This window comes from Roseiflexus sp., from assembly GCF_057785375.1.
Window position 1 is genome coordinate 25,694 of the sequence record NZ_JBYNRX010000093.1, and the last position, 22,178, is coordinate 47,871.

General features: G+C 61.8%; 19 protein-coding genes. 11 read left to right on the plus strand and 8 right to left on the minus strand.

The annotated features are described in order from the left end of the window. Positions 1-272: 272 nt before the first annotated feature. Positions 273-2,516 carry an ABC transporter permease gene (locus AC3EA7_RS18315; RefSeq protein ID WP_488615515.1) on the minus strand — a complete coding sequence of 748 codons (2,244 nt, stop codon included), beginning with the start codon at positions 2,514-2,516 and terminating at the stop codon, positions 273-275. Between the two features lie 266 nt (positions 2,517-2,782). Between AC3EA7_RS18315 and AC3EA7_RS18320 the strand changes: the two genes are divergently transcribed. Beyond that, positions 2,783-4,180, plus strand: a complete 1,398-nt coding sequence (locus tag AC3EA7_RS18320) for a hemolysin family protein (protein WP_488615516.1) — start codon at positions 2,783-2,785, stop codon at positions 4,178-4,180. Positions 4,181-4,278: 98 nt separating this feature from the next. Here the strand turns inward: AC3EA7_RS18320 and moaD are convergent, their stop codons facing one another. The 7 genes from moaD to AC3EA7_RS18355 all read right to left on the minus strand — a co-directional run bounded on the left by moaD (position 4,279) and on the right by AC3EA7_RS18355 (position 11,015). After that, positions 4,279-5,019 carry a molybdopterin converting factor subunit 1 gene (gene moaD, locus AC3EA7_RS18325; RefSeq protein ID WP_488615517.1) on the minus strand — a complete coding sequence of 247 codons (741 nt, stop codon included), beginning with the start codon at positions 5,017-5,019 and terminating at the stop codon, positions 4,279-4,281. Between the two features lie 231 nt (positions 5,020-5,250). Beyond that, the gene (gene hisF / locus AC3EA7_RS18330; protein ID WP_488615518.1) at positions 5,251-6,045 is read right to left on the minus strand and encodes an imidazole glycerol phosphate synthase subunit HisF; all 795 of its coding nucleotides are present in this window, start codon (positions 6,043-6,045) and stop codon (positions 5,251-5,253) included. Between the two features lie 27 nt (positions 6,046-6,072). Beyond that, positions 6,073-7,179, minus strand: a complete 1,107-nt coding sequence (locus AC3EA7_RS18335; protein WP_488615519.1) for a hypothetical protein — start codon at positions 7,177-7,179, stop codon at positions 6,073-6,075. 9 nt (positions 7,180-7,188) lie between these two features. Beyond that, the gene (hisA, locus tag AC3EA7_RS18340; RefSeq protein WP_488615520.1) at positions 7,189-7,902 is read right to left on the minus strand and encodes a 1-(5-phosphoribosyl)-5-[(5-phosphoribosylamino)methylideneamino]imidazole-4-carboxamide isomerase; all 714 of its coding nucleotides are present in this window, start codon (positions 7,900-7,902) and stop codon (positions 7,189-7,191) included. Continuing rightward, on the minus strand, positions 7,902-8,525 hold the full coding sequence (gene hisH, locus AC3EA7_RS18345; protein WP_488615521.1) for an imidazole glycerol phosphate synthase subunit HisH: 624 nt from the start codon (positions 8,523-8,525) through the stop codon (positions 7,902-7,904). The genes hisA and hisH overlap by 1 nt, the downstream gene beginning before the upstream one ends. A 456-nt stretch (positions 8,526-8,981) precedes the next feature. Further along, the gene (locus AC3EA7_RS18350) at positions 8,982-10,028 is read right to left on the minus strand and encodes a histone deacetylase family protein (RefSeq protein WP_488615522.1); all 1,047 of its coding nucleotides are present in this window, start codon (positions 10,026-10,028) and stop codon (positions 8,982-8,984) included. 33 nt (positions 10,029-10,061) lie between these two features. Then, positions 10,062-11,015, minus strand: coding sequence for an A/G-specific adenine glycosylase (locus AC3EA7_RS18355; protein ID WP_488615523.1), 954 nt, complete (start codon positions 11,013-11,015; stop codon positions 10,062-10,064). Positions 11,016-11,065: 50 nt separating this feature from the next. On the opposite strand from AC3EA7_RS18355, the gene AC3EA7_RS18360 reads away from it, so the two are divergent. The 10 genes from AC3EA7_RS18360 to hisD all read left to right on the plus strand — a co-directional run bounded on the left by AC3EA7_RS18360 (position 11,066) and on the right by hisD (position 22,066). Continuing rightward, positions 11,066-12,799, plus strand: a complete 1,734-nt coding sequence (locus AC3EA7_RS18360; protein WP_488615524.1) for a sensor histidine kinase — start codon at positions 11,066-11,068, stop codon at positions 12,797-12,799. A 100-nt stretch (positions 12,800-12,899) separates the two neighbouring features. After that, positions 12,900-14,348 (plus strand): ATP phosphoribosyltransferase regulatory subunit, encoded by a 1,449-nt coding sequence (gene hisZ / locus AC3EA7_RS18365; RefSeq protein ID WP_488615525.1) that lies wholly within the window; start codon positions 12,900-12,902, stop codon positions 14,346-14,348. 3 nt (positions 14,349-14,351) lie between these two features. After that, a complete protein-coding gene (locus AC3EA7_RS18370) occupies positions 14,352-15,227 on the plus strand; it encodes a DUF4129 domain-containing protein (RefSeq protein ID WP_488615526.1) in 876 nt (291 codons plus the stop codon). 140 nt (positions 15,228-15,367) lie between these two features. Continuing rightward, positions 15,368-15,991 (plus strand): hypothetical protein, encoded by a 624-nt coding sequence (locus AC3EA7_RS18375; RefSeq protein WP_488615527.1) that lies wholly within the window; start codon positions 15,368-15,370, stop codon positions 15,989-15,991. Between the two features lie 15 nt (positions 15,992-16,006). Beyond that, on the plus strand, positions 16,007-16,963 hold the full coding sequence (locus AC3EA7_RS18380) for an AAA family ATPase (protein ID WP_488615528.1): 957 nt from the start codon (positions 16,007-16,009) through the stop codon (positions 16,961-16,963). Continuing rightward, on the plus strand, positions 16,960-18,219 hold the full coding sequence (locus AC3EA7_RS18385; protein WP_488615529.1) for a DUF58 domain-containing protein: 1,260 nt from the start codon (positions 16,960-16,962) through the stop codon (positions 18,217-18,219). Before AC3EA7_RS18380 ends, AC3EA7_RS18385 begins: the two co-directional genes overlap by 4 nt. A 70-nt stretch (positions 18,220-18,289) precedes the next feature. Further along, positions 18,290-19,144, plus strand: coding sequence for a Uma2 family endonuclease (locus AC3EA7_RS18390; RefSeq protein ID WP_488615530.1), 855 nt, complete (start codon positions 18,290-18,292; stop codon positions 19,142-19,144). A 35-nt stretch (positions 19,145-19,179) separates the two neighbouring features. Further along, the gene (locus tag AC3EA7_RS18395; RefSeq protein WP_488615531.1) at positions 19,180-19,707 is read left to right on the plus strand and encodes a hypothetical protein; all 528 of its coding nucleotides are present in this window, start codon (positions 19,180-19,182) and stop codon (positions 19,705-19,707) included. Next, the gene (hisG, locus tag AC3EA7_RS18400) at positions 19,707-20,726 is read left to right on the plus strand and encodes an ATP phosphoribosyltransferase (RefSeq protein ID WP_488615532.1); all 1,020 of its coding nucleotides are present in this window, start codon (positions 19,707-19,709) and stop codon (positions 20,724-20,726) included. Before AC3EA7_RS18395 ends, hisG begins: the two co-directional genes overlap by 1 nt. Next, the gene (hisD, locus tag AC3EA7_RS18405; RefSeq protein WP_488615533.1) at positions 20,723-22,066 is read left to right on the plus strand and encodes a histidinol dehydrogenase; all 1,344 of its coding nucleotides are present in this window, start codon (positions 20,723-20,725) and stop codon (positions 22,064-22,066) included. The genes hisG and hisD overlap by 4 nt, the downstream gene beginning before the upstream one ends. The last annotated feature ends 112 nt before the right edge of the window (positions 22,067-22,178 follow it).

Sequence of the window (22,178 nt, forward strand, 5' to 3'; positions counted from 1 at the left end):
GTGCATCCTGTCTGTTATCCGGAGAAGCGGATGAACCAAAAAACCGGTCAGGGATACCGATCAACTGTCGCACCTTCCCGCCTGCAACCCAAACGTTCCTTCATCCATCCAGGACCCCTGAAGTCGGGCGGCGCCTTCGGAGCGAGACCGAACCTTTCCGCCGGCGCCGTTCAATGGCAAGAACCAAACCTCTAGTGAAGACCTCAAGAGTACACGTGGGCGCGCCCCTACTGTCTTCGCACCTTCAACCCGGTCACCTCTTGCCTCGCGCCTCACTCGTACCGCAACGCATCGATTGGCTGGAGGCGCGTTGCGCGCCATGCCGGGTAGACGCCGCCGATAGCGCCGAGCGCCAGTGCGAATACCAGCGTCTGCACCAGCAGATCGGGCGTATAGACGACCGTCAGGAACGGACCGTACAGCGGCGCCATCTGGAGCAATCCGCCGAGCGCCACGCCAATTGCCAGGCCGGCCACGCCTGCCAGCAGGCTGAGCGCCAGCGACTCGGCGAGCACCATGCGCAACACGCGCCCGCTGCGCCACCCAAGCGCCCGTAGAACGCCAATCTCCTGAGTGCGCTCGAAGACGCTCATCATCATCACATTCATCATCACAATCCCGCCGACCACCAGCGTCAACACTGCCAGCGCGCCGAACATCGCCCGCATCGTTGCGAAGTCCTGCATCCGGTTTGTATGTTCGGCGGAGGCGCTGATCATCAGATCAGGAAAGGCGGCTTCGAGTTCGGCGGCGATCTGCGGCGCACGCTCCGGATCGATCAACTGAATGCCAAGGAACGACACCTGGCGCGGCTTGCGGAACAGACGCTGCGCATCTTTGAGCGTAATCGCCACGCCAGCGTCCTCATAGGCTGAACCATTCTCGTAGATTCCGACAATGCGGTAGGTCGAGCCGCCGAACTGCAGTTTATCGCCGACGCTTTTCTTCAGCCCGTTGGCGGTCAGCCGTCCAATCATCACTTCGTTCTGCCGTTCGATCGCGCGTCCTTCGACAACGCGGTACTGCTCGATGTACGCTTCGCGCGGATCGATGCCGTACACCATCAGAAACGGCAGATCGGGAAGTGATGTGACGCCGAAGAGGAATCCTGACACCGAGCGGATGCCGGGGCGACCGGCGATCTGCACCGCCAGACGTTCATCGACGACCGAGAGCGACACGTCCGATATGCGCGCCTGCTGGGCGACGATATCCATCTGCCCGCCGCTCAACAGACGGGTAAACTCCCCCTGCACGCCAACCGTCAGCGCCAGCAGCAGCACAATGAACCCCACGCCAATCCCCAGCCCGGCGGCGGTCATCAGCGTGCGCGTTGGGCGGCGCCACATGTTGCGGAACGCGCCGCGGAACAACTGTGCCAGCAGGCGCGACCAGCGCCCCCAATGGACGCTGACGCCGCTTTCCTGACGCATCGCTTCGATGGGCGCGAGTTGCGCCGCACGCCACGCCGGGTAGGCACCGCCAACCGCCCCGAGGAGCAACGCCGTGACCATACCCTGCACGAAGAGCGAGGGCGGAATGGTTGCTGGCAGCATATTGGCGACAGCCGGCGACATGCGGCTCAGCGCGATCAGACCAACGCCCATGCCGACGCCAAGCAACCCGCCAAGACCGGCCACAATCAGCGCTTCGCTGAGGATCATGCCGAGCACGCGCCGCCGCCGCCAGCCAAGCGCCCGCAACACCCCAATTTCACGAGTGCGCTCGAAGACGCTCATCAGCATAGCGTTCATCATGCCGAGGCCGCCGACGAGGACGGCGAAGATGCCGAGGAACCAGCCGAGCGAACGGTAAAGCCCGATGATCTCGTCCTGGCGCGACGGCTCGCCGCTGCGCGTGACCGCCAGATCGTCGAAGCGCGCTTCAATCTCCCGGCGCACCTCATCGATGGCGCTCAGATCGCGCACTTTCAGGCTGAAGTAACTGACCCGCCGCCGCATATCGAACAGGCGTTGCGCATCCGCCAGGTGGATGACTGCACCACCGTCCTCGAAGCCAACGCCGGTTTCGTAGACTCCGACGACGCGGTAGCCGAAATCGTTGATGCGAAAGGTGTCGCCAATCCCCTTCTTGAAATGCGTGGCGGTCATTTTGCCGAGCATCACCTCACGCCGCCCTATGATCGGTCGTCCTTCGATGATGCGGTAGTGCTGCACGGCAAAGCCGCGCGGGTCTTCGCCCATGACCACAAAATAGGGTGACTCCGGCAACTGCGCCAGGGAAGCGATTGTGCCTGCAACCTCGGCGACGCCTGGAACCTGGCGCAATTCATCGCCAACATCCTCGTCGATCACGCTCAGAATGATCATGGCGGCGTCTTTCTGCGCCACCTGCAGATCGGCGCCGGATGCCGACGAAAGGCTCTCGAAACCGCTCGCCATGCCCTCGCCAAACGTCGAGAGCGCGATCACTGCGGCGACGCCGACGGCGATGCCGAGCATTGTCAGCAGCGTGCGCGTTTTACGGCGCCACAGGTTGTTGAATGCCAGTTGCATACGGAACTCATCTCAGAGTTTAACGAGTTTCATTATACACCCGTACTTTTGCCAGCAGAGTGGAGGTTTCCACACCGCCAGGGAAAGCATAGTGCAGGAAGCGGGGTGGTCGCCAACCCAGGCGCATCGCAGCAGGGATGCTCTTTCTTGCCGCCTGACAATTCCGGCCTCGACTCCGCCTCTGGCAATCACTTGACAGGCGCTGTGCAAACGGTATACTTCATATATGCGGCAGGCGCTGGCGTCATCGTCTGCCGGACAATCGTATGACAGACTCTGAACATTCCAATATCCTCCTCGAAAGCCTTCTGATACTGTTGTTGATCGTCGCCAATGGCTTCTTTGCCGCATCGGAGATCGCGGTGGTCTCTGCGCGCAAGGGCCGGCTCGAGCAACAGGCGGAACGAGGTGATGGCGGCGCGCGCGCGGCGCTTGCGCTGCTCGAGTCGCCGAGTCGTTTTCTTTCGACTGTCCAGGTCGGCATCACCTTGTTTGGCACATTTGCGGCTGTATTTGGCGGCGCGAGCATTGTGCGAGTGATATCCGTCTGGTTGCGGGATTTTCCTGCGCTGGCGCCTTATGCCGGCGCGCTGGCGCCTGCAATTGTGGCGCTGAGTATCAGTTATCTCTCGCTCATCGTTGGCGAGTTGGTTCCCAAGCGCCTGGCATTGCAAAATGCCGAACGGGTCGCTGCGGCGGTTGCTCCGCTTATGGCGCTGCTGGCGCGCCTGGTGGCGCCAGCCGTCATGTTTCTGACCTTCTCGACCGATGTGGTGCTGCGCCTGCTTGGTCGTCATAACGTCGCCGAAACGCCCGTCACCGAGGACGACATTATGGCGCTGGTGCGCGAGGGCGCCGCTGAGGGCACGGTGGCGGACTCCGAGCAGACGGTGATCCATAACGTCTTCAAGTTCAGCGACCGGACGGTGCGTTCGCTGATGACGCCGCGCACGCAGATTACCGCCATCGACATCGACACGCCGCTGGAAGAGGCGTTGAAGATCGCCGCCGAGTCGGGCTATTCGCGCATTCCGGTGTACGAAGGAACGCTCGATCATGTGATCGGCATTCTGTACATCAAGGATCTGCTTGCGTTCTGGGGGGAATGTGAGTCGCCGAACCTGCGGGAATTGCTGCGCCCGCCGATGTATGTGATCGAAAGTCAGCGCGCCGCGCGGGCGTTCCAACAACTGAAGCAGAACCGCAATGCGCTTGCGATTGTGCTCGACGAGTACGGCCAGGTTGCCGGGGTGATTACCATCGAAGATATGCTCGAAGAACTGGTTGGCGACATTTCGGACGAGTACGATGAGATCAGTGAGTCGATCGTGCGGCGCGACGACGGCAGTTACCTGGTCGATGGGTTGACTCCCTTCACCGATCTGCACGAGCGTCTCAAATTGCCTCCTGCTGATGCTCTTGTGCGTGAGCATGATTTCGAGACACTCGCCGGTTTCGTACTGGCGCTGCTCGGTCGCATTCCAAATGTTGGCGACAGCGTCAAATGGGAAGGGTACTCCTTCGAGGTGGTCGATATGGATGGCCGGCGGATCGATAAGGTATTGATCGTTCCGCCGCGTCCATCGGTCGATCAGACGCAGCATGTGCTGGCGACCCGCGCCCTCGTGCCGAAAACCGCTCAGAGCAAGGTTGAGTCCGCCTGATCCGTGTTACTCTGCGATCACTGCCGTATGACGACGCTTCCCCGTCGCTGGCTCAACTATTGCTATTCCTCATTCTGACGAAAAGGCATTGCCTTCGCCTACTCCGGCTGTACCTCACGAGGCGGATTTTCAGATACGCTTCGAGGCGCCATCTGTCTGCGCTCTTTCTCATCGCCGACCCACTCGGCGTCGCCGTCCGCCCAGTGTTCTTTCTTCCAGATCGGCGCGATTTCTTTGATACGATCCATAATCCATTCAGCCGCCTCAAAGGCTTCGCGGCGGTGCGGCGCAGCAACGACGACCAGAACCGCCGTGTCGCCAATCTCCAGCCGACCGATCCGATGGTGGACTGCGATGGCGCCGGTCTGCCAGCGAGCGCGCGCTTCGGCGGCGATCTGGGCGAGCACGGTTTCCGCCATACCGGGGTATGCTTCGTACTCCAGAAATGCGGTTTTGTGTCCGCCAAAATTGTCACGGACCACGCCGGCAAACGTGACGATCGCCCCCATATCGGGCGCCTGCACGAGCGCGACAAGCGGCGCAGGATCGAGCGGGGCGGACGTGACGGTGAAGGCGTTGGGTGCGCCGCCGCTCACCGGAGGAATGAAGGCGACCTCATCACCATCGTGCAGGGCGTGGTCCGGCGAAGCGAACTCCTGATTGACGGCAAACAGCAATCGCCCGCTGTACCCGGCAAGACGCGGGTAGCGTTCGGTCAGCATCTCCCATAGCGCGCCGACTGTTGCGCCAGAGTCCAGAGTGAGCGTTTCGCTGCTGCAACCGGTAATGTCGCGGTGCGCTGCGAAGTAGCGGATGATGATTGTGATTTGGTCGGACATAGACGCCATCCTGCCGCTATGCGTTGTGTCAGGGGTGAGGGGTGAGGGGTTAAGCGGAAGTTTCACCTTCCCGCCTTCCCGCGCGCCCGCCTTCTATCTTCTCTCTTCCTTTGCCTGCCCCTGCCATCCACCAAGGGCACGAAGGGGTACGAAGGGGCTTCTACCGTCCCATCTGCACCCCTCTCGCCTCTTGCCCCGCGCCTCGCGCCTTCACCTTCCCACGTTCAACGTTCAACCTTCAACCTGTACCGGCATCCGCACCGGCACGCCGCGTTCCGCCAGGTACCGTTTGACATCCTGTATCGTATACGCGCCAAAGTGGAAGATCGACGCTGCGAGAACAGCATCGGCGCGCCCTTCGACAAGACCGGCGTACATATGCTCCGGTGAACCGACGCCGCCGGAGGCGATGACCGGCACACTGACGACATCCGCTATCGCGCGCAGGAGATCGAGATCATACCCGCCGCCGACGCCATCGGCGTCCATGCTGTTGATAACGATCTCGCCCGCCCCTGACTCAACGCCGCGTCGCGCCCATTCGATAGCGTCGAGTCCGGTTGGACGCGGATTGCGCCCGGTATGGGTGAAAACCTGCCAGCGCGGTGGTTCGTCCGGTGTATTGACCCGTCGGGCATCGATCGAGAGCACGATACACTGACTGCCGAAGCGCCGCGCACCCTCCTCGATGAGCTGCGGGTTAAGCACGGCAGCGGTGTTGATCGACACCTTATCGGCGCCGGCGCGCAGCATGCGGTACATATCATCAACGGTGCGCAACCCGCCGCCAACCGTCAGTGGAATGAACACCTGCGCCGCAGTGCGTTCGACGACATCGACCATAATGTCGCGTTCGTCGCTGCTGGCGGTAATGTCGTAGAACACCAGTTCATCCGCGCCGCCGGCATCATAGGCCGCTGCAAGTTCAACCGGATCCCCGGCGTCGCGATGGTTCAGAAACGCGACGCCTTTGACCACCCGACCAGCCTTGACATCCAGGCAGGGAATGATACGACGTTTGAGCATATGCTTCTCCGGCAACGCCTCCAACCATTATTGTGGCGTGCGACCGCGTTCAACCTGTTCGGCATGAATTTCGTCCGCGTGGGTGCGCAGCGCGTTCAACAGCGTTTCGACCAGGCGAACATCGCGGTGCTCCAGGTCGACAAGGTAGGCGAGGCTCTCGCGCTGAACCTGCTCAAGGCGGCTGGCAGTGCGGTTCTGGCGCTGTTCCAGTTCGCGCAGCCATGCATCGATGCGATCAAGCCAGGCGTTCAACTGCCGCAGATGTTGCTCTTCGGCTTCCGCAATTGACGCGATTTTTTCGTCCTGTTGCTGGCGAATCTCTTCCACTCGCTCCTGATTCATCAGGAACCGTTCGGTCGAGATGCGCTCGACGCGCTTGATTTCGCCGATAATCTGATCGATCCGTTCGCCCAGCGCGGTGATTTGTGGCGACAGTTGTTCGGCAAACAGGTCGATATGCTGGCGAATTTCGTCGAGGCGGCTGAGGCGGCTGGCGTGCGCCTCGAGTGTTGGGTGGATGTCGGCAACAAGTTGTTGCGCCTCGACCGCCTGGCGACGCAGGCTCTGTTTTTCGATTTGCAGATCCTCACTCAACCGGCGTATATCGTCACGCAGCGCCTCATCTGCCGCTGTGAACTCGTTAAGACGCGCGGCAAGCGAACGATGACGCTCTTCTGCTTCCTTGATCTGCGCATTCCAGGCGCCGATCCGCTGCTCCAGATCATCGATACGACCGAAGATCGGCGCTATTGCATCGCGGTCCTGGCGGCGCGCTTCGCCGAGTTGCTGGATCTGCGCCTGCATGTCGCGCATCGGGCGCAGCGCTTCGTCGATCTTGACCATTGCACCGGCCACTTCCTTGCGCAGCGCCGTAATGTCGCGCCGGTAGCTGTCGAGCGCCTGCGTCATTTCCTGGCGCTGGTGGTCGAGCAACCCTTCGATCTGTGCGACGCTCGCTTCAACGCGCCGAACCTGTTCCATCGCCCAGGCATACTTGTTCGATTGTTCTTTCAGCAGGCGCCGCAGTTCGTCGATCTGACCCTGCAAGTAGACGAATTGCGATTGTTCAGCGGCGCGGAGACGCTCTTCGTCGTACTTGCTGGCAGAACTGCCTGGTTTGCCGGGATTCGTCATACCATCTCCTCATTGGAACGCTGCAAGCGCTTCGCGCAGCGACAGGTCTCCGGTGTAGAGCGCTCGTCCGACAATCGCGCCCTCGACGCCAACCGCAGCCAGGCGACGCAAATGATCAATCGTGCTGATCCCGCCCGACGCAATAATGGCAGGACCGCCGGGGCGCACGAGCGCGCCGGTTGCCGCGACGTTCGGCTCCGAAAGGGTGCCGTCACGCGAAATGTCGGTATAGATAATACGCCGGACTCCCAGCGTCGCCATGCGTTCGAGCAGGTCTATGGCGCTGAGGGCGACCGTTTCCGTCCATCCGGCGGTTGCCGCCATACCATCGCGTGCATCGATGGCGACGGCAATGGCGTCACCGTATCGCTCGACGAGGCGAGTGATCAGATCAGGATCTCTGACGGCTGCCGTGCCCAGGACAACACGTTGCACTCCCAGATCGAGTGCGCGCTCAACGGTTTCGATGCTACGCAGTCCGCCGCCAAGCTGTACCGGCGCCCCGACCGATTGTGCAATCGCGCGAATGATGTCGGTATGAACCGGATGCCCGCTGCGCGCGCCATCGAGATCAACGAGGTGCAGGCGGGGCGCGCCGTGATCGATCCAGCGCTGCGCCACTGCGACCGGGTCGGCGTCGTACACGGTGACCTGCCGGAAATCGCCCTGATAGAGGCGCACACAGCGCCCGTCTTTGATGTCGATAGCCGGAATGATTTCCATTATGCCACACCTGCCCATCGGACGAAGTTGGTCAGAAGTTGCAGTCCGCAGCGACCGCTCTTTTCGGGATGGAACTGCACGGCTGCCAGATTGCCGCGGATAAGCGCGCTGGGAAACGACAGACCATACGCTGTCGTGGCGGCGACGTCGCGCGCATCGATCAGATCGCAGTAGTAGGAGTGCACGAAATAGAAATCGCTGCCGTCCTCGATACCGCTAAAGAGCGGGTGCTGTGCGGCGTGCGGCGTACAGCAGACCTGGTTCCAGCCGATCTGCGGCACTTTGAGATCGGAGGGCAGACGCCGCACGGCGCCGCCGACAATGCCGAGGCAGGGGTGTAATCCAAACTCTTCGCTCTGATCGCAAAGCACCTGCATGCCGACGCAAATACCAAGAAACGGCGTGCCACGCGCGATAGAGTCGTGAATGGCGGCGACGAGTTCCAGACGCTCCAGGCTCTGCATGGTGTCGCGCGTTGCACCGACGCCGGGCAGCACCACGGCTGGCGCGGCGACGACCACATCGGGATCGCTCGTCACTTCAAAGGACGCGCCGATTCGCTGAAGCGCGCGCACTACGCTACGCAGGTTGCCGGCGCCATAGTCGATAACTGCAATGCTCATAATCAATGTCTTCTACTCATCTCACACAAAGGCGCGGAGGCGCAAAGATTCTGCATTGTGCCTCCTTCGACCGCGGCTCACGCACGTTTGCTCAATCTCCCCCCAAAGGCGCCAGGTCCAGTGCCGCGCCATCAAGACCGCTTCTCCTGCGTCTTTGCGCCTTCGCGTTCACCGGTCACAGAACGCTCTGACCGGCGATCAGCGCCGCGCCATCAAGACCGCTTCTCCTGCGTCTTTGCACCTTCGCATTCACCGGTCACAGAACGCTCTGACCGGCGAGCAACGGATGGTTCTGGCGCATGCGGGCGATCAGCGCCGCAGTATCAGGACTGCCTCTCTTGCGTCTTTGCGGCTTCGCGCCTTCGCGTTCACCGGTCACAGAACGCTCTGACCGGCGATCAGCGCCGCGCCATTAAGACCGCTTCTCCTGCGTCTTTGCGCCTTCGCGTTCACCGGTCACAGAACGCTCTGACCGGCGAGCAACGGATGGTTCTGGCGCATCCGGGCGATCAGCGCGGAAACGTCCGGTTCCGGTTCGTCCGCAGGACCAAGCGGATCAACAACGGTGGTCTCGTTGGCCAGCACTTCGAGGCATGCCATCACGCTAGCCGCCAGCGCCCGCAGATTGTAGCCCCCCTCGAGCACCAGCACAATCCGCCCCCGGCACACCTCCTCCGCCGCCGCCATCAGGCGCCTCGTCAGCGCCGCATATCCGGCGACCGACAATGCCAACGGTCCGAGCGGGTCTGCCCAGTGACCATCGTAGCCGGCGGAAACCAGGATCAAGTCGGAGCGGTAGCGCCGGATCGCCGGAATGACGACGTCATCGAACAGACGGGCAAAACCGGCGTCGCCGACGCCGTGCGGCAGCGGCAGGTTCAGCGTCGTGCCGCGCCCTTTGCCCGAACCAATCTCGCGTTCGGCGCCGGTGCCCGGATAGAGCGGCGAGGCATGCGTTGAACAGAAGAAGACGCGATCATCCTCGTAGAAGATGTCCTGCGTGCCATTTCCGTGGTGCACATCGAAATCAACAATGGCCACCCGCCCGATGTCCAGGTGATCGATAGCATGGCGTGCCGCAATTGCGATATTGTTGAACAGGCAGAACCCCATCGACTCAGCCGGCGTCGCATGGTGCCCGGGAGGGCGCACCAGCGCAAAGCCATTGCGCGCCGACCCGCCGACGACGGCTTCAACGACTGCTATCGTTGTTCCTGCTGCCATAAGGGCTGCGTCCCAGCTGGCTGATGTGGTGTACGTGTCATGGTCAATCCACGAACGCGGACGTGTCGCCGACCAGCGCACCAGTTCGATCATCTGCCGCGTATGAACTGCACGCAACTGCTCCTCGGTCGCCGGGCGCGCGGGAACCTCGAGCAGCGATGCGCGCAAACCGCTGGCATTCAGGGCGGCAGTAATCGCCTGAAGGCGGGCTGCCTGTTCGACATGCCGCGGCTCGTCGTGAGCGGCGTGTCGTGGATTGATAGCAATGGCTGTTCTCATGGCTCCGCATTATAGCACAGGTGACATGACGCACTATTCCGGCAACCGTACTCCGGTTTTGGTCCATACAACCAATCCATCACGTTCCAGCCCATGGATCACGGCTGTCAGCCATGTCTCTTCGTCGGGCGTGTATTCCGGGCGCACTTGCGGTCCCAGGTCGTTCAGCGCAAGAGTTGCTCCAGGCGGAAGCGAGCGCAGCGCGTCGATGATGCGACCGCGAAAGTAGCGATTGGAGCCGATAAACGGGCGTTCACGGCGTTCAGCGAGGCGCTTGCGCACCGGCGTCGCTGCAAGCTGCTCGTCAGATTCGCGTCGCGCAGCATAGTCGCGGCACAGGTCGCGCAGCGGGCAGCGCCAGCATGCCGGCGCATCGGCGGTACAGACGAGCGATCCCAGTTCCATCAGCGCCTGGTTCCATGCCCAGCTGCGACCAACAGGCAGCGCCGCGTTCGCCAGCGCCAATAACGCCCTCTCGTCGACCATTTCTGCCGGATCGGTAAACACGCGCTGGATAACGCGCCGGATGTTCGTGTCTATGAACGCCACGTCCTGCTCGAAGGCGAAGCAGGCGACAGCGCCGGCGGTGTATGGTCCGATGCCCGGCAACGTGACCAGGGTGGCGACATCCCGCGGGAAAACGCCGTCGTAGCGCTCACAGATCTCCCGTGCAGCGCGTTGCAGGTTGACTGCCCGGCGATTGTAGCCCAGACCGGCCCACATGCGAATAACTTCGGCGGTGGGCGCTTCCGCCAGCGCCTCGAGCGTCGGGAAACGCTCGATAAACGCTTCGTACTTTGGCAGCACCCGATCAACCTGTGTTTGCTGGAGCATAACTTCTGCTACCAGAATCCGGTATGGATCACGGACGCGGCGCCAGGGGAGATCGCGCGCCGCCTCGCTGAACCAGTTCAAGAGCGCCTGGTGCAGTTGGCGAAAATTTGGTGAATGTTCGTTGATCTGATCGATACTCCTATCTATTGTCATAGCGTTATCTACATAGTACAGTTGCGATGAAAAAATAGTAACTTAATCTCATGTCTCAAACGCCAGCCGATCCGCCTTCCGTTTCCGCCCCCAACCAACCGACGCCTTGGTGGGTCTTTGCAGGTTGGACGATCGTTGTGCTGGTTGTTCCAGCTGTTCTGGCGCTGGTAAGCGCATTTCCTGATCTCGATCGTCAGGTTGTAATGTCGCCGATCCTGTACGTTTCGCTCGTTGCCGCCATTGCAACGCTCGGCATCACGGCAGCCCTGGTGATCATCGTTGCGGCTTTACAGGCACTGGATGGACGCACTCTGGCAACCGGACTGGGGGTTCTGATCGGCGCCGCACTGTTCCTGATCCACGACATCTTCGATGCTACGCTGCCGGATACACTGCCAGAACTGCCGATCATCGGTCTTGCACTGGTCAGCGTCTTCGTCGTCCTGGGCGCCTTCGAGCCGCCATCTCTGCCGCCTGAGCAGCAACAGCGGCGGACACGATGGTATGGATCGCTCAGTGCGTTCCTCCTCGTTGCCGGCGCCGTCTGGTCGTTCGCCGACCGGGTGGCGCCGTTGCATCGTGCGACGTTGTACGCCGGCGCTTTCGTCACCATCGTTACCTGCGGCATTGCGCTCTGGCGTTACATTCAATTATACCGGCAATCGCCATCCCATTGCTCGTTTGCACTATTGGCAGGCATTGTGCTGCTGGGCGAAACGGCGCTTGCGCGTCTGTTGACCACTGCGGCGTTCAGTGTCCTGTTCTGGCTGTACCACATTGCAGGGATCGCTGGCATAGCGCTGATTATCTATGCACTGCTCTACCAGCTGCGAAGCCCGAACCAGCCCAACCTGTTGCAACGCGCAATGTTCGAGCAGGTGCGCCCACTGTTATCCGATGCAATTGGCGCACTGGTTGAGACGCTGGAGCGTGGCGAGCCGATCCCAGCCGATGTGCGCGCCCGGCTCCAGAGCGACGCTGGATGGTCCGACGCTCAGATCGACGCGCTGGAACGCCTGGCGCTCACTGCGGCGCGTGAGCAGCGTCAGCGCGAGGAGTTGACGCAACTCGATGAGTTGCTGCGTCAGAGCGAGCGCAATACAGCGTTGCTGGCGCAGATGGTCATCCATGATCTGAAGAACCCGCTGACTGCCCTGATCGGCTTTCTGGATCTGTTGAGCGCCAATGGCTTGAACGAATCGCAACGATCCCTGATCGACAGCGCGCTGCGCAATGGCCGCGATCTGGCCGGGCTTGTAGACGACCTGCTCGATCTGATCCGGTACAACGAAGGCCGTCTGAGATTGCGCCTGGGCGATGTGTCGCTTCCCATCCTCTGCGCTGAGTGCGCTGATGAACTTTCTGGTTGGCTGGCATACGAGTCCAAAACGCTGATCCTCGATGTATCGCCTGCGCTGCCGGTGATTCGCGCCGATTCCCGGTTGCTGAAACGCATTCTGCTCAACCTCCTCTCGAATGCCATCAAGCACACGCCCCGCGGAACAACGATCACCCTGCGCGTCTGGCGCGAGCCGTATCTGGATGTCGGGGAACAGACCGTCATCGAAGTCGCCGATACCGGTCCTGGCATCCCTCCAGAACGGATCGAACGGCTCTTCGAACCGTTCGGCGCGATGGGCGAGAGCCGCTCCGCCCGTCAGAGCAGCACGGGGCTTGGGCTTGCATTCTGCAAAATGGCCGTCACTGCCCATGGCGGGACGATCGAAGTCAGCAGTTTCCCCGGCGATGGCGCCACCTTCCGCATACGGTTGCCCGATCGTTGATTTGGTTGTGACCCTCTGCCAGATCGGGTACAATGCCGGTTGCACCGGGCAAAGTATACGTCCCTGTTCATACGTCCATTCTGGATGGAGTTGCCATTCCATGGGATCGAATATCGATGCTGTGCGTGGCATGCGCGATGTCTTGCCGTCCGAGGTGATGGCGCAAACGGCGGCAGCAGCGTCTATCGAGCGGGTGCTGGCTGCCTGTGGGTATGAACCCGTCGATCTGCCGATCATCGAACATCGCGATCTCTACCTGCGCAAACTCGGCGAAGAACTGGTCGGTAAAGTCTACGAGTTCAATTTCAATGGGCGCGATCTGGCGCTGCGCCCTGAATGGACGGCGTCGGTGCTGCGCGCCTACGTCGGGTGTATGCAGGACCAACCGTTGCCGCTGCGCCTGCGCTATGCCGGTCCGGTTTTCCGCAACGAACGTCCCCAGCGCGCCACCTATCGTCAGTTCACTCAGATCGGTGTTGAGTTGATCGGCGGTACAGCGCCGCGTGCTGATGCCGAGTGTCTGGCGCTGGCATGCGAGGGTCTCGTTGCTGCTGGCGTGACGCGCTTTACGGTGCGGATCGGTCATATTGGTCTCATTCGCTCGTTGCTTGCGTCCCTCGGGTTGAGCGAGCGAACTCAGGGCAGGCTTGCATGGCGTCTCGAACGTCTCCGTGAGGAGGGAGCGGCAGCAGTGCGCGCAGAACTCGACGTGTCCGCTGCGGCGCTCGATCCGGCATTGCTCGATGGCATCGATGATCAGCGCGCCGAGGCGTTGTTGCTGCACGCGCTGCGTGAGATTGGGGTCAATCTGCGCTTCGGCACCCGCCCGCCAGAGGCGATTGTCGGTCGCCTGGTGCGTAAATTGCGCCGGAGCGAGTCCCGCGAGCGGATCGAACAGGCATTGCAAGTGCTCGATCACCTCTGCCGTATCGAAGGACGACCGGATGAGGCGCTGGCTGAAGCCGGAGAGGTGCTGCGCGACTACGCGGTGACCGGTCTCGACGAATTGCGCGCGATCCTGCACCTGGCGGCGGCGCATGGCGTAGCATTGGATCAGGTGCGGCTCGATTTTGGATTGGGGCGCGGGTTGCACTATTACACCGGCATGATCTTTGAAATCTATGCCGGGGATGGCTTGCAGTTGTGCGGCGGCGGACGGTACGACGATCTGGTGAGCGCGCTGGGCGGACGCCAACCAACTCCTGCCGTTGGCTTTGCGTATGGTCTGGAACGGGTGGTGGCGGCTGCATCGCCGGTTGCGGCGCCTTCCCGCCCTCCGGTCGTGCTGGTGGTCGCAACTGACGATGACAGCTACCCCTACGCTCTGGAAGTGGCGCGTATGTTGCGGGTGCGCGGGTACACAGCGATGACCGATGTGCGGATGCGCGGCATCAGCGGCAATCTGCGCGACGCTGCACGTCGCGGGGTGCGGTTTGTCGCCGTGGTCGGCGCGGACGAATGTGCGCAACGCTGCATCGTCTGGCGCGATCTGGAGCGCCACGAGGAGTATCGCATTGCTTTGAGCGATATTCCGCAGGCGAAGGAGTAATGCATGTCGCAACGGGTGCGCTGGCGTCTGGCAGGGTGGCTGATCGTCACGCTGGGTGCGCTGATGCTGCTTGCGGCTGCACTGCCATCGGTGCGTCTGGAAGCGGGGAAGCCATTTCCGTATGATCTGTTTGCGCTTCCTGGGCTGGGGCGCCCTTCCGTTCCCGGCGGCTTTGTAGACCTGGCATGGGTGGGAACAGTACTGCTCGTCCTGGGCGCGTTTGTTGTGCTCATGACGCTCTTCTCGCGCGATTTTCGACGCTGGCTGGTGCGCAATCTGCCAATCTATCTGCTCGTGATGTTGACGGTCTACCTACTTATGGCGAACCTGCGACCGCCGCTTTTCGAGCCGCGCAGCGCGCCAGGGCAGGCGGCTGGCGCGCCCAATCAGGCGTCTGAGACGCCGGACGGTGTGGTTCCGCCCGATCTGGTGACGAATCCGCCGGCGTGGCTCGTGACCTTGATCAGTGTGGCGATTGCAGCCGGGATGGCGCTGGCGGCATGGTGGGTGGTGCGGCGGTTCCCGAAGCGCGCTCCTGCGAACATCGGCGATGAGATCGCCGCCAGTGCGCAGGCTGCCCTGCGCAACCTCGAAGCGGGCGTCGATCTGCGTGATACCGTCACTCGCTGCTATGTCGAGATGGTGCGTATTCTGCACACGGAACGCGGCATCGTGCGTGATCCCGATATGACGGCGCGTGAATTCGAGCAACGTCTGGCGCGCACCGGTCTTGCCGCTCCCCATATTCGACGCCTCACGCGACTATTTGAGGCGGTGCGCTACAGCTCGCGCGCGCCTGGTCCGCGTGAAGCGCGCGAAGCAGAAGCATGCCTGCGGGAAATCGTCGAAGCCTATCAGTTGCGTAGCGGCGGGCGCTGAGCGTCTGTCGGAACTTCACGGCACAAAGCAACCACGAAGGTCACAAACGGACACAAAGGAAAGGCGCTTCATCTTTCACCTTCGTGCGCTTCGGGTCCTTGGTGGTAAAGCCTTTTTGCAGTGGACTCAATCATAAAATCATGGAACCTGCAGGAGGCTTCTGGACGAAAGCGGGAAATGGCATGTGGCGGCAACGACTGATCGTGACTCTGGCGCTGGCGGCGGCGGTGGAGATTGTTGCACTGGGTATTCGCGGCTTGCTCGAAGATACCCTGATCAGGCCGCTGCTGTATGCGATTTGGGGGGCGATACGGATTTTCGAGAGCATCCCGCAGGGAATGATATGGCTCGCATTTGTGGCAGCAACAGGCATCGTGGCACTGGCGAGCATCTGGGGGGGACGGCGGGGAGAGGTTCGCCGCGACACCGACGCTGCTCTGCATGGGCGCGTCTATGAATGGCTGCGGTTGGTGGCGCTGGCGCAGCGCCACGAGTATTCGCGCTGGCGTATGGCGCAACGCCTGATGCTGCTGCTGGCGGAAACAATCGCTGCGCGTGAGCGTATCGAGTTGCGCGTCGCCCGGCAGCGCATCGCATCCGGCGCTATCGACACGCCACCGCACGTTGCTGAGTTTCTCCGCGCTGGCGCCGATTCATACCGGCCGCGTCACCGCACGCTGTTGCAACGGGATGAACCTTCACCACTCGATGTCGATCTGGAACAAGTGATTGTCGCTGTCGAGCGTCTCGTGCGCGACCAGTGACGATGTGTGGGATCTATGTCAGATAATTACACTGATGTTGCCGCCCTTGGGCAGCGTGTGATCGCACAAGTCGAACGGGTGATCGTCGGGAAGCGGGCAGTGCTCGATCAGATCATGGCGGCGACGCTGGCTGGCGGGCATGTGTTGCTCGAGGATTATCCCGGGTTGGCGAAAACACTGATTGCGCGCAGTTTCGCGGCGGCGCTCGGCCTCGATTTCCGTCGCATTCAGTTCACGCCCGATCTGCTGCCGGGTGATATTACCGGCGGCTATGTCTACAACCGTGCGGCAGAGCGCTTCGAGTTACGGCGTGGACCGATTTTCGCCAATATTGTCCTGGCTGACGAGATCAATCGCGCCTCGCCCAAAACACAGTCGGCGCTGCTCGAAGCGATGCAGGAACGCCAGGTGACCCTCGAAGGCGAAACCATGCCGTTGCCGGAGCCGTTCCTGGTGCTGGCAACCCAAAATCCTATCGAGTACGAGGGAACATTTCCGCTTCCCGAGGCGCAACTCGACCGCTTTTTGATGAAACTCTCAATTGGCTATCCATCGCTGGAGGAAGAGCGCGAAATATTGCGCCGCCGGCGGGAGCGCCGCAGCGATGATGCGGTCATCGAGCAGGTGACCGATGCGGCAGAACTGCTGGCGATGCGCAACACTATCGAAGATGTGTATGTTGACGCCGACATCGAAGACTATATCGTGCGACTGGTCGCCGCTACCCGCACCGATGCGCGGGTGGCGGTCGGCGCAAGCCCGCGCGGGTCGCTGGCGCTGCTCAAACTGGCGCGGGTGCGCGCAGCGCTCGATGGCCGCGATTTTGTCATCCCCGACGATGTCAAGGTCTTCGTGCGCCCCGCGCTGGCACACCGTCTCATTCTGACCCCAGATCTCTGGATGCAACGCCGCGCCGCCGATGAGATTCTCGCATCGGCGCTCCATGCGACTCCCGCACCGGTTCTGCGATGACCGCTCTATCCGACAACCGTACCGTGATCACGCTCAGCGCGCTGGCGTTTGGTCTGGCGCTGCTCGGGCTTGCCACGCTCAACGGCGCGCTGATCGCACTCGCCATTCCTCCGGCGATCTTTGCTGGCGCAGCGCTGCTCGATATGCCGGACGATCTGCAATTGCAGGCGACGCGCACCCTGAGCACGGAGCGTACATCTCCAGGAGCGATGATCGACGTGCGAGTCGCAATCACCAACTGCGGTCCGCGAACCGTGTCGGTTCTGTTCGAGGATGTCATCCCTGCAGGGCTGGAACTGACCGGCGGTCAATCCGCCTGCCTGACCCTGCTGGCGCCGGGCGCGACGGCGACCCTCGCATATACCGTGCGCGGTGTGCGCGGTTTTTATCATTTCAGCGGCGTGCAGGCGACGGTGAGCGATCGCCTGGGGCTGAATCGTCGCACGATGGCCGTGGCGGCGCCGGGAAACATTTTGATCATGCCCGAAGTGGCGCGCCTGACTCGCCTCGGCATTCGCCCGCGGCGCACGCGCATCTTCTCCGGGACCATTCCGGCGCGACAGGGCGGGGCCGGCGTCGAGTTCTTCGGCGTGCGTGAGTATCAGGCGGGCGATCCGGTTCGCTGGATGAACAACCGCGCTACTGCACGCTTTCCTGGTTCGTTGTATGTCAATGAATTTGAGCAGGAGCGCGTCGCCGATATCGGTATTATTCTCGATGCGCGGCGTGGAAGCGATGTGCAGGGGAACCATCACACCCTGTTCGAGTATAGCGTGCAGGCTGCCGCGGCGCTGGCGGATGCGCTCATCAGCCAGGGAAACCGGGTAGGGCTGCTGATCTACGGTCATGCCATCGAGTGGACGTTTCCCGGCTATGGCAAAATGCAGCGCGAAAAGGTGCTGCGCGCGCTGGCGCAGGCACGCACCGGCGACCGCGCCGCTCTTGCAAGTTTGGCGGACATTCCGACGCGCCTGTTTCCGGCGCGCTCCCAGATTGTTCTGGTAAGCCCGCTGCAACCCGGTGATGCATCGCCGATTCTTCATATGCGCGCGCATGGGTATGACGTGCTGATCATCAGTCCCGATCCGGTGGCATTCGAGGCGACAACAATCGGCGTCGTGGCAGATCTGGCAGTGCGGATCGCGCGGGTCGAACGCCAGGCGTTGTTGCAACGTCTGCTCATGGCTGGCGTGCGCATCGTCGATTGGAATGTCGAGACGCCGCTGGCGCTGGCGCTGGCGCGCTTCCATCGCTGATCAATGTCGCAATTCTGTGCTATACTGCAATCGCTGAGCGCGTTCACTGATGAGGGAAAGGGGGGCGACAATGAGTGTAGCAGCGCCTGAGACAAAACCGACGATCATCTATCCCGAAAGCGATGGGCAACCAATGGCGGATAACACATTGCAGTTTCGCTGGATCGTTGTGGTACAGGGGAATCTGGCCGCACTCTTTGCCGACCGACCGGATGTTTTCGTGGCGGGGGATCTGTTATGGTATCCGGTGGAAGGGCGCCCCGACATTCGTCGTGCGCCGGATGTTATGGTTGCCATCGGGCGGCCCAAGGGGGATCGCGGCGCATATCTTCAGTGGGAAGAGGGCGGACAGCCGCCGCAGGTGGTCTTTGAAATACTGTCTCCCAGCAACACATTCAGTGAAATGGCGCGTAAACTTGAGTTTTACGAGCGCTATGGCGTCAACGAGTATTATGTGATTGACCCGCAGCACGGCGATGTGGCCGGTTGGGTGCGTCAGGGTGAGCGGCTGCATGTCATTGATGACATGAACGGATGGTCCAGTCCGCTGTTGGGAGTCCGGTTTACCGTGACGGACGAAGGTGTCACCCTCTTCTATCCGGATGGTCGTCCATTTCTGACCTTTGAGGAAGTGGTACGGGCGCGCGCGGAGGCAGAGGAGCGCGCGCAGCGCGAAGCGGAGCGCGCGCAGCGCGAAGTGGAGCGTGCGCAGCGTGAGGCGGAACGCGCGCAGCGCGAAGCGGAACGCGCGCAGCAGGAGGCACTCGCACGTGCGGCGGCAGAGGAGCAGGCGCAGCGCGAAGCGGCGGCGCGCGCGGCGGCGGAGGAGCAGGCACGGCGCGAAGCAGAGCGGGCGGCGCGTCTGGCGGAACGCTTGCGGGCGCTGGGCATTGATCCTGATGATGTTTCCACAGGACAGTCCTGAACCGTGGCGGTTACAGGCAGTGCAGGTGTCTATCGATGCGAACGTTGTATTCCAGTGGCGTGTTGATGATTACCGGCGCGATCAGTCTGGCGGCAGCATGTCTGGCTGGCGGGCTGATCGCGGTTGGTGAAACGATGTTGGCGCTGGCGCCGGCAGCGCTTGGCGGCATATGGGCAGCCGGGGTCGTCCTTGAGCAACGCTGGTCGCGTGTCGTTGCATTGCCGGGGATGATTATCGTCGCCGTGAGCGCGACATTTGCTCAGGTCATGCCGCTCGTTCCTCTCATAGGGCTCGTTATGACGCTGGTTGCGTGGAACCTCGATGATCTGGAGCGGCGTTTGTCGCACACTGATCGTGTTGTCGATGAGCAGAGACTGCGGCGTGTCCATATTGCTCATCTGCTGGTCGTCGCCGGTGTGTCGCTTGGCATTGGCGGTCTGGCGTCGGTTGTTCGCTTTGAGATCGGCGCAATTGGCGCATTGATCCTTGGGATGCTGGCAGTGCTGGGTCTCAGCCGAATGATGACGCTGGTGCGCCGGATGACGCAGGATGTGCAGCAGTGATGACGATTCGTTTTGCTATACCGTCAAAAGGCAGTCTGTACGATGGCACGATTGCCTTTCTTGAGAGTGCCGGGCTGCGGGTGTCGCGGCCGAATCCCCGCCGCTACACGGCATCCATTCGCGCTCTTCCTGGCGCCGATGTACTGCTCCACCGACCGACCGACATCGTCGAGAAAGTGGCGGCAGGTGAAATCGAACTGGGTATCAGCGGACTTGATCTGGTAGAGGAATTGCGTGGCGACCGCGATGACCCTATCGTGCTTTTCGATGATCTTGGCTATGGCGCTGCTGAACTGGTCGTCGCCGTACCGGAAACCTGGATCGATGTCGTCTCTCGGCACGATCTGGCGGATCTGGCGGTGGAACTGCACGCTCAAGGGCGACCGCTGCGTATTGCAACCAAGTATCCGTCGCTGACGCGCCGTTTCTGCTATGCGAACGGCATCAACTACTTCCGCCTGGTTGAGTCGCAGGGCGCGACAGAAGCAGCGCCGGGACTCGGCTATGCTGACATTATCGTCGATATTACCGAAACCGGCGTCACTCTGCGCGATAATCAGTTGAAGATTATCGGCGAGCCGATCCTCCGCACTCAGGCATGCCTGATCGCCAGTCGTCGGTGCCTGCGCGCCAATCCTGCGGCGCTGGCGGCGACCCGCATGGTGCTGGAACTCGTCGAGGCACGGCGGCGGGCGCGCCGTTTTGTCCAGGTGACGGCCAACATCGCCGGGGAGTCGCTGGAAGATGTGGGGCGACGTGTAGGCGCCCGTCCCGATCTGGCGGGCGTGCAGGGACCGACGATTTCGCCGGTCTGGCCCTGTACGCCGCGTGCAGCGGGCGCGCCTGGCTGGTACATGGTGACGCTGCTCGTGCCGCAGGAGCGCGTGCTCGATCTGGTGGCGCACCTGCGTCAGTTAGGCGGCGATACGATCGCAGTGATGCCGGCGCAGTATGTGTTCGACGCGACTTGCAACAGGTATGAACATTTGATTGCGCTGCTCGAGGAACAATCTCTATGACGATTCCGATCTTCGATGATTTTGCGGTTGCCCGTCGCACCATCCTGCGACGGGCGCCCTTCGACGAAATCGACGTGCCGATGACGCTGCTCAATGCCATTGAACAGCGGTTTGGCGCACGGTTGACACCTGCCGAAGCGGTTGACCGCATCATCCGTGATGTGCGCGAGCGCGGCGACGACGCACTGCGCGACTGGTCGCAGCGTCTTGATGACTATACCGGTCCGCTGGAAGTTTCGGCAGAACGCTGCGCCGCAGCCTTCGCCGCCCTCGATCCCGATCTGCGCAGCGCGATTGAACTGGCGATCGGCGAACTGACGCGCTTCCATCGGCGTCAGGTACGCACCTCATGGGTCGAGTTCGGCGCTGAAGGTGCGCTGGGGCAGATTGTCACTCCATTGCAGCGGGTTGGCGTCTATGTTCCAGGAGGCGCTGCACCGCTTCCGTCATCGCTGCTCCATGCCGCAATTCCGGCGCGAGTGGCCGGCGTGGAGGAGTTGATAGTCTGTACACCGCCGCAGCGCAATGGCGAGGTTGATCCCACTGTGCTCGCCGCTGCCGCCGCTGCTGGTGTGACACGGGTGTTTGCCATTGGCGGCGCGCAGGCGATTGCAGCTATGGCATACGGCACAGCAAGCGTACCGCGTGTTGATAAGATTGTCGGTCCTGGCAACCTGTTCGTGGTGCTGGCAAAGCGCGCGGTGTACGGCATTGTCGGGATCGAATCGCTGCCGGGTCCAACGGAGACGCTGGTTATTGCCGATGCGCATGCCGATCCGCAGCTGGTTGCCGCTGATCTGCTGGCGCAGGCGGAGCACGTGCTCGCTTCCGCCGTTCTGGTTACGCCGGATCGCGCACTTGCTGTACGGGTACAGGCTGAGGTTGCGCGCCAGCTCGAGTCGCTGCCGGTGCAGAATGCCGCTGCTGCCGCAGCCGCCGTCAGCGGACGCGGCGGGATCGTGCTGGTTCCCGATCTCGATGCCGCCTTCGAGGTCGCCAACGAATATGCTCCTGAACATCTCTGTCTGCTGGTCGATGATCCATGGCGCTATGTCGGGAAGGTGCACAACGCTGGCGGTGTCTTCCTCGGTGAACGCTCATTCGAGGTGCTTGGCGATTATGTAGCCGGACCGTCCCACATCATGCCAACCGGCGGCACAGCGCGCTTTGCCTCGCCCGTCAACGTGGACGATTTTCGCAAGGTTATCTCGCTCGTTGCATTGAATGATGCAGCGCTACGCCGGATCGGACCAGCCGCAGCGCGCCTGGCGGATGCCGAGCGCCTGGCGGCGCACGCAGCAGCGGTGCGGTTGCGCATGGAGTTGAACGCTGAAGGTTGAACGTTTTTGATGACGCTACGGCTCTCAGTTCTCAGTTCTCAGTTCTCAGTTCTCAGTTCTCGGTTCTCAGTTCTCAGTTCTCAGTTCTCAGTTCTCGGTTCTCAGTTCTTAA